Here is a 7,753-nt window from a genome sequence, read left to right as displayed (position 1 = left end):
TTTTTTGTTGTGTTTTTACTGTTTTTTTCGTCTTTAAATCCCTTCTTTAGATATTGGTAGTGATTTTTACTGCCCCAGAGCGATATTTCTCAGTCACTACACCTCGCAACCGTTTACTATGTTAAGTTAGCATGTGTTTTTACCGCTATAATCCACTCATTTTAATGAGAACGGTAAAAAACAGAGAAAAAATGGCACTTTGGCTAGACAAGAGCGTCACTCATCATTAAAATGCGCCCAATTTGCCAAAAATTAGCTTTGAGGGCGGTTTTTGCATTGATTTAGATCGCTAGATATGAATTAATATGCAAATAATGTGACTGTTTATTCCTTGGAGGATGTTTTGATTAAGTCAGCGCTATTGGTTCTCGAAGACGGAACCCAATTTCACGGTCGGGCCATCGGGGCAGAGGGTACGGCAGTGGGGGAAGTGGTCTTCAATACGTCGATGACCGGTTATCAAGAAATCCTCACTGATCCTTCCTACTCCCGCCAGATCGTTACTCTTACTTATCCTCATATCGGCAATGTCGGCACTAATGCTTCCGACGAAGAATCCTCCGCAGTACACGCCCAAGGTCTTGTTATTCGCGACCTGCCTTTGATTGCCAGCAACTACCGTAATGAAGAAGGCTTAGCTGAGTATCTCAAGCGCCACAACATTGTTGCGATTGCTGATATCGATACGCGTAAGCTGACACGTTTGCTGCGTGAGAAAGGGGCACAAAACGGCTGCATTATTGTGGGTGATTTGTCTGATGCCACTTTAGCACTAGAAAAGGCGAAAGCATTCCCGGGCCTGAAGGGGATGGATCTGGCAAAAGAAGTGAGCACGAAAGAGCGTTATGACTGGTTGCAAGGTAGCTGGACTCTGGAAGGTGACTTACCTGCGGCAACGCCACCAGAAGATTTGCCATTCCATGTGGTGGCATACGACTACGGCGTGAAGCGCAATATTCTGCGCATGCTGGTGGATAGAGGCTGTCGCCTGACGGTAGTTCCGGCACAGACACCGGCAGAAGAGGTGCTGAAGCTGAACCCAGATGGCATTTTCTTATCCAACGGCCCAGGTGACCCAGAACCATGTGATTATGCTATCGCGGCCATTAAGCGTTTTCTGGAAACCGACATTCCGGTGTTCGGCATCTGTTTAGGCCACCAATTACTGGCGCTGGCCAGTGGTGCAAAAACGGTAAAAATGAAGTTTGGTCACCACGGTGGCAACCATCCGGTGAAAGATTTAGATGCCGATTGCGTGATGATCACCGCACAGAACCACGGTTTTGCGGTAGATGAAACCACATTGCCATCCAACCTGCGAACTACGCATGTTTCTTTATTCGATGGTTCTCTGCAAGGGATTCACCGTACTGATAAAGCCGCATTTAGCTTCCAGGGGCACCCAGAGGCCAGCCCAGGCCCGCATGATGCAGCGCCATTGTTCAATCACTTTATCGAACTGATTGAAGCTTACCGCGCAACAACTGCAAGCCGTAACAGTAGCCATACCAATAAATAATCAGGAGCGTCAAACCATGCCAAAACGTACAGATATAAAAAGCATCCTGATTCTGGGCGCTGGCCCAATCGTTATCGGCCAGGCCTGTGAGTTTGACTACTCCGGTGCCCAGGCTTGTAAGGCACTGCGTGAAGAAGGTTACCGTGTCATTCTGGTGAACTCCAACCCGGCAACCATCATGACTGACCCGGAAATGGCCGATGCCACTTATATCGAGCCAATCCACTGGGAAGTGGTACGCAAAATTATTGAAAAAGAGCGTCCAGATGCCGTTTTGCCCACTATGGGTGGCCAAACCGCACTGAACTGTGCGCTGGAGCTGGAACGCAAGGGCGTTCTGGCTGAGTTCGGTGTCACCATGATTGGTGCCACTGCCGATGCTATCGATAAAGCAGAAGACCGCCGTCGCTTTGATATCGCGATGAAGAAAATTGGTTTGGACACTGCACGTTCAGGTATCGCGCACAATATGGAAGAAGCACTGGCCGTAGCGGCTGATGTGGGCTTCCCTTGTATTATCCGCCCTTCCTTTACTATGGGTGGCACCGGCGGCGGTATCGCGTATAACCGTGAAGAGTTTGAAGAGATTTGTGAACGTGGGCTGGATTTATCGCCAACCAAAGAGCTGTTGATCGATGAGTCACTGATTGGTTGGAAAGAGTATGAGATGGAAGTTGTGCGCGACAAAAACGACAACTGCATCATCGTCTGCTCCATCGAAAACTTCGATGCGATGGGTATCCACACTGGTGACTCGATAACCGTTGCTCCAGCTCAGACTCTGACTGATAAAGAATACCAAATCATGCGTAATGCCTCGATGGCAGTGCTGCGTGAAATCGGCGTAGAAACCGGTGGCTCCAACGTGCAGTTCTCGGTTAACCCGAAAAATGGCCGTTTGATTGTTATCGAAATGAACCCGCGGGTATCCCGTTCTTCCGCTCTGGCCTCTAAAGCAACCGGCTTCCCGATTGCTAAAATTGCCGCCAAGTTGGCAGTAGGTTACACGCTGGATGAGTTGATGAATGATATCACTGGTGGCCGCACGCCGGCCTCCTTTGAGCCATCTATCGACTATGTTGTGACCAAAATTCCACGTTTTAACTTCGAAAAATTTGCCGGTGCGAATGACCGTCTGACCACACAGATGAAATCGGTCGGCGAAGTGATGGCGATTGGCCGCACCTTGCAGGAATCGCTGCAAAAAGCCTTGCGCGGTCTGGAAGTTGGCGCGACCGGTTTTGACCCGAAAGTGAGTTTGGATGACCCAGAAGCACTGACTAAAATTCGCCGTGAGTTGAAAGAAGCCGGTTCTGATCGTATCTGGTATATCGCCGATGCTTTCCGTGCAGGCATGTCGGTTGATGGTGTTTTCAATCTGACTAACGTTGACCGCTGGTTCCTGGTGCAGATTGAAGAATTGGTTCGTCTGGAAGAGAGCGTGGCAGAGTGCGGTATCAATGGCCTGAATGCTGATTTTATGCGCCAGTTGAAGCGCAAAGGCTTTGCCGATGCCCGTTTGGCAAAATTGGTCGGCGCGGCGGAAAGTGAAGTGCGTAAGCTGCGTTACAAGCAGGGTTTGCATCCGGTTTACAAGCGTGTAGATACCTGTGCGGCTGAATTCTCTACCGATACCGCTTACATGTACTCAACCTACGAGGAAGAGTGTGAATCCAACCCAACCAGTGATCGTCCGAAAGTGATGGTACTGGGCGGCGGCCCGAACCGTATCGGTCAGGGTATTGAATTCGACTACTGTTGTGTACATGCGTCACTGGCGCTGCGTGAAGACGGTTACGAAACCATCATGGTGAACTGTAACCCTGAAACGGTTTCGACCGACTACGATACCTCTGATCGCCTCTATTTCGAATCTGTCACCCTGGAAGATGTGCTGGAAATCGTGCGTATTGAGAAGCCGCAAGGCGTTATCGTGCAGTACGGTGGTCAGACTCCATTGAAATTAGCACGTGAACTGGAAGCCGCCGGTGTTCCTGTTATCGGTACCAGCCCAGATGCTATCGACCGTGCAGAAGATCGTGAGCGTTTCCAACAGGCGGTAAATCGTCTGGGCTTGAAACAGCCCGCGAACGCGACGGTTGCTACTATCGAACAAGCCGTAGAGAAAGCCACGGGTCTGGGTTATCCACTAGTGGTCCGCCCATCGTATGTCTTGGGTGGTCGCGCGATGGAAATCGTTTATGACGAAGTTGACTTGCGCCGCTACTTCCAAAATGCAGTGAGTGTCTCCAACGATGCACCAGTGCTGTTGGATCGTTTCCTCGATGACGCTGTTGAAGTGGATGTTGATGCCATTTGCGACGGTGAGCGCGTGTTGATCGGTGGCATTATGGAGCACATTGAGCAAGCAGGGGTGCACTCCGGTGACTCAGCCTGTTCATTGCCCGCTTACACCCTGAGTAAAGAAATTCAGGATGTGATGCGCCAACAAGTTGAAAAACTGGCGTTTGAACTCTGCGTGCGCGGTTTAATGAATGTGCAGTTTGCCGTAAAGAATAACGAAGTTTATCTGATTGAAGTTAACCCTCGAGCAGCCCGTACCGTACCATTTGTGTCTAAAGCCACCGGTATGCCACTGGCAAAAATCGCCGCACGCGTGATGGTGGGGCAGTCATTGGCAGAGCAGGGTATTCTGGAAGAAATTATTCCGCCTTATTACTCGGTAAAAGAAGTGGTATTGCCGTTTAACAAGTTCCCAGGTGTGGATCCGATTTTAGGGCCAGAAATGCGTTCTACCGGTGAAGTGATGGGGGTGGGCCGGACCTTCGCTGAAGCTTTCTCTAAAGCGATGCTGGGCAGTCAATCGGGCATGAAAAAGAGTGGCCGCGCACTGTTATCGGTTCGTGAGGGAGATAAACACCGGGTGGTTGACTTGGCTGCCAAGTTGCTCAAACAGGGCTTTGAATTGGATGCAACCCACGGTACTGCGGTGGTTCTAGGCGAGGCAGGGATAAATCCTCGCTTAGTCAACAAGGTACATGAAGGTCGTCCACACATTCAGGACCGTATCAAGAATGGCGAATATACTTATATTGTGAATACAACGGCAGGGCGTCAGGCGATTGAAGATTCTAAACTGATTCGCCGTAGTGCTTTGCAATATAAAGTGCATTACGACACCACCTTGAATGGTGGCTTCGCAACCGCAATGGCTTTGAATGCGGACCCTACCGAGCAAGTGATTTCAGTACAAGAAATGCATGCCAAGATTAAGAATATGAAAGCTTAATTTGGGCGCTAAGAAAGGGGGGCGATGGAAACATCGCCCTTTTTTATGCTTACTATTTATAAAATCGCGCTTTTTACCCGCATAAACAGTATTTTTTATGCGCAGAAGTATTATTCATAAACGATAGTATTGTTCATAAACAACATTGGTGAAGATCAATGTTCGTGCGGGTTGTGGATAGTAGCTTATAGCCAGGCGTTAACAATCGGCGCAGCTAGCTTAATGCAACTTTGATACCCAGGCCGATTAACAGGCCGCCCAGTAATTTATCGACAACTTTTTGCACTTTCGCCAAACCGCGACGTACCGGCGCACTTTGAATCAGAATTACCAATAGAGGCCACCAGATAACGGCCAGTAGCCAGATGATTGAGGCGTACCACAGTTTCTCACCCACGCCGGAGTCTATCTGTAATATTTGTGTGAAAACGGCGAGAAAGAAAAGAGTCGCTTTGGGATTCAATAAATTGCAAAGATATCCCTGCAAGAATGCGGCTTTCAGCGTGACGGGATATTGTGCAGTGTTATCGATACTAAGCTTACTATCTCCTCGTGATAGCAGTGCCTGGATACCAATCCAGATCAAATAACCGGCTCCGGCATATTTCAGCAGGTTGAATAGCCATGGTGTGGTAGTGATAACAACTGCCAGGCCAGCCACGCAATAAGACATATGTGTCGCAACACCCAAAATTACGCCAAGGGCTGTCATCATGGCTGCGGGGCGGCGATAGCGGGCAGCATTTTTGATTACCAGAAAGAAATCTGGCCCGGGGGAGAGCATGCCCAAGGTAGCAAGGGTGGCAACAAATATAGAGGTTTCAAGCATAAGGATTACCGAGTGATAGTGGTGCTATCTGGCGATCATAACGCCACTTGGCTCCCTCTGCATTATTCTTATTTGTTATCTGTGGTGGTTTGGTTATCAGTAGTGATGGGATTGCAACAGATGTCTTTTACTTTTTGACGGATAGCGATGCACGAATATGAGCCTGGAAAATGTAATAAACAGTGATGTTTCGCATCAACAGCAGCGAGAGATTACGCGATTGTGCATCAAATGCGCCCTAATGCTGTTGCAGCATGGGGCTGAAAGTATGCTAGTTGAGCAGCTATCTGCACGGCTTGGTATGGCTCTGGGGATGGACAGCGTTGAGAGTTCTATCTCGGCTAACGCAATCGTGTTGACCACTATCAGCGAAGGTAACTGCCTGACATCTACCCGTAAAAATACCGATCGTGGCATCAATATGCAGGTAGTCACTGAAGTACAGCATATTGTGATTATGGCGGAGCATCGCTTATTGGATGCAAAAGATGTAGAAAAACGCTTCGAGCATATCAAACCTCTGCGTTATCCGCGCTGGCTGGTCGTTGTGATGGTGGCGCTCTCTTGTGGCTGTTTCAGTAAATTAAACGGTGGTGGTTGGGATGCGTTTTCCATTAGCTTTTTAGCCAGTGGGTTGGCGATGTTTGTTCGCCAGAGTCTGACGATTAATCATATGAATCCGCTGATTAATTTCTGTATCACTGCTTTTGTTGCCACATCCGCATCCGGTTTGTTGATGCGTTTACCGTTTTTCCAGGAAGCATCCAGCGTGGCGATGGCGGCCAGCGTACTGCTACTCGTGCCTGGGTTCCCGCTGATTAATGCGGTAGCCGATATGTTTAAGGGCCACGTTAATACCGGTTTGGCCCGTTGGGCGATGGCAAGTTTATTAACGTTATCAACCTGCATTGGGGTGATATTCGCGATGGCGTTATGGGGATTGCGGGGGTGGTAATGAATTTACTTTGGGCATTATTACAAGACATGGTGTTGGCGGCTATCCCGGCACTGGGTTTTGCTATGGTATTTAATGTGCCGGTACGGGCATTGCGTTACTGCGCATTGCTGGGAGCGGTCGGGCACGGTTCGCGTATGTTAATGATCCATTTTGGTATGAATATCGAGCTGGCTTCATTATTGGCTTCAATTATGATTGGCGTCATCGGGATTAACTGGTCACGTTGGTTGCTGGCACATCCAAAAGTTTTCACTGTCGCGGCTGTTATTCCTATGTTTCCGGGTATTTCCGCCTATACCGCAATGATATCGGTCGTTGAGATTTCTCACTTGGGTTATAGCGAAGCGTTAATGTCCACGATGGTGACCAATTTCTTGAAAGCGTCATTTATTGTTGGAGCGTTGTCGATTGGTTTATCTTTGCCAGGATTATGGTTATATCGCAAACGTCCTGGTGTATAAGACTTTTTTTCTGCTCTGTTCATGTATCAGGCTAAGAGCAATCTTATATGTGTGATTAGCCTGCTTATCGCTATCGACGCTTGATTAGGCTTTACGTATAGTGTGAGCAATTTTTCGGTACTGGCTCTTGTAGCCTACAGGGTTTAAAAATGATTATCAGCCTGATCGCTGCGTTGGCGGCGGATCGCGTTATTGGTATGGAAAACGCCATGCCATGGCACTTACCGGCTGATTTAGCGTGGTTCAAACGTAACACGTTAAATAAACCGGTAATTATGGGTCGTAAGACCTTCGAATCAATCGGTCGTCCTTTGCCGGGGCGGTTGAATATTGTTATCAGTAGCCAGCCGGGTACTGATGAGCGCGTGACCTGGGCTACGTCAATTGAAGAAGCTCTCTCTTTCGCTGGCGACGTAGAAGAAGTTATGGTGATGGGGGGGGGGCGGGTCTATAAGCAATTCTTAGCTCGCGCGAATCGTATGTATCTTACCCATATCGATGCGGAAGTAGGGGGGGACACTCATTTCCCTGACTATGAGCCGGATGAGTGGGAAAGCACATTCAGTGAGTTTCATGACGCAGATGAAGCGAACTCGCACAGCTATTGTTTTGAGATCCTTGAGCGCCGCTGATTATTGCTACCATCCCAAATAAGACCTGCCTGCCTCAAACAAGAACGGCACCAAAAATAAAGGCGCATATTATGCGCCTTTATTGTTTAACATATAATTATCAG

6 protein-coding genes are annotated in these 7,753 nt (G+C 48.6%); 5 read left to right on the top strand and 1 reads right to left on the bottom strand.

Annotated features, from left to right (window positions below; all coding sequences use genetic code 11):
• The first annotated feature begins 343 nt into the window (after positions 1-343).
• Together carA and carB are read left to right on the top strand one after the other, a co-directional pair.
• Positions 344-1,519 carry a glutamine-hydrolyzing carbamoyl-phosphate synthase small subunit gene (carA, locus tag V2A85_RS20355; protein ID WP_420072208.1) on the top strand — a complete coding sequence of 392 codons (1,176 nt, stop codon included), beginning with the start codon at positions 344-346 and terminating at the stop codon, positions 1,517-1,519.
• A gap of 16 nt (positions 1,520-1,535) precedes the next feature.
• Positions 1,536-4,769 (top strand): carbamoyl-phosphate synthase large subunit, encoded by a 3,234-nt coding sequence (gene carB / locus V2A85_RS20350; protein ID WP_005192981.1) that lies wholly within the window; start codon positions 1,536-1,538, stop codon positions 4,767-4,769.
• Positions 4,770-4,983: 214 nt separating this feature from the next.
• Here the strand turns inward: carB and V2A85_RS20345 are convergent, their stop codons facing one another.
• Complete coding sequence (locus tag V2A85_RS20345) at positions 4,984-5,598, bottom strand: LysE family transporter (RefSeq protein ID WP_372557980.1); 615 nt, start codon at positions 5,596-5,598, stop codon at positions 4,984-4,986.
• 157 nt (positions 5,599-5,755) lie between these two features.
• Between V2A85_RS20345 and V2A85_RS20340 the strand changes: the two genes are divergently transcribed.
• The 3 genes from V2A85_RS20340 to folA all read left to right on the top strand — a co-directional run bounded on the left by V2A85_RS20340 (position 5,756) and on the right by folA (position 7,649).
• Entirely contained in the window at positions 5,756-6,553 is a 798-nt protein-coding gene (locus V2A85_RS20340) for a threonine/serine ThrE exporter family protein (RefSeq protein ID WP_083160598.1), read from the top strand.
• A complete protein-coding gene (locus V2A85_RS20335; RefSeq protein WP_193784728.1) occupies positions 6,553-7,017 on the top strand; it encodes a threonine/serine exporter in 465 nt (154 codons plus the stop codon). Before V2A85_RS20340 ends, V2A85_RS20335 begins: the two co-directional genes overlap by 1 nt.
• 149 nt (positions 7,018-7,166) lie before the next feature.
• Entirely contained in the window at positions 7,167-7,649 is a 483-nt protein-coding gene (gene folA / locus V2A85_RS20330; RefSeq protein WP_083160596.1) for a type 3 dihydrofolate reductase, read from the top strand.
• The last annotated feature ends 104 nt before the right edge of the window (positions 7,650-7,753 follow it).

Source organism: Yersinia sp. 1252 StPb PI, assembly GCF_048593885.1.
Classification (GTDB): domain Bacteria; phylum Pseudomonadota; class Gammaproteobacteria; order Enterobacterales; family Enterobacteriaceae; genus Yersinia; species Yersinia enterocolitica_E.
This window is presented reverse-complemented; position numbering and strand designations above follow the sequence as displayed.

Bases quoted from the DNA above. Each gene is read 5' to 3' on its own strand.
- folA (WP_083160596.1), top strand. From the start codon at position 7,167: ATGATTATCAGCCTGATCGCTGCGTTGGCGGCGGATCGCGTTATTGGT.
- carB (WP_005192981.1), top strand. From the start codon at position 1,536: ATGCCAAAACGTACAGATATAAAAAGCATCCTGATTCTGGGCGCTGGC.
- V2A85_RS20345 (WP_372557980.1), bottom strand. From the start codon at position 5,598: ATGCTTGAAACCTCTATATTTGTTGCCACCCTTGCTACCTTGGGCATG.
- V2A85_RS20335 (WP_193784728.1), top strand. From the start codon at position 6,553: ATGAATTTACTTTGGGCATTATTACAAGACATGGTGTTGGCGGCTATC.
- V2A85_RS20340 (WP_083160598.1), top strand. From the start codon at position 5,756: ATGAGCCTGGAAAATGTAATAAACAGTGATGTTTCGCATCAACAGCAG.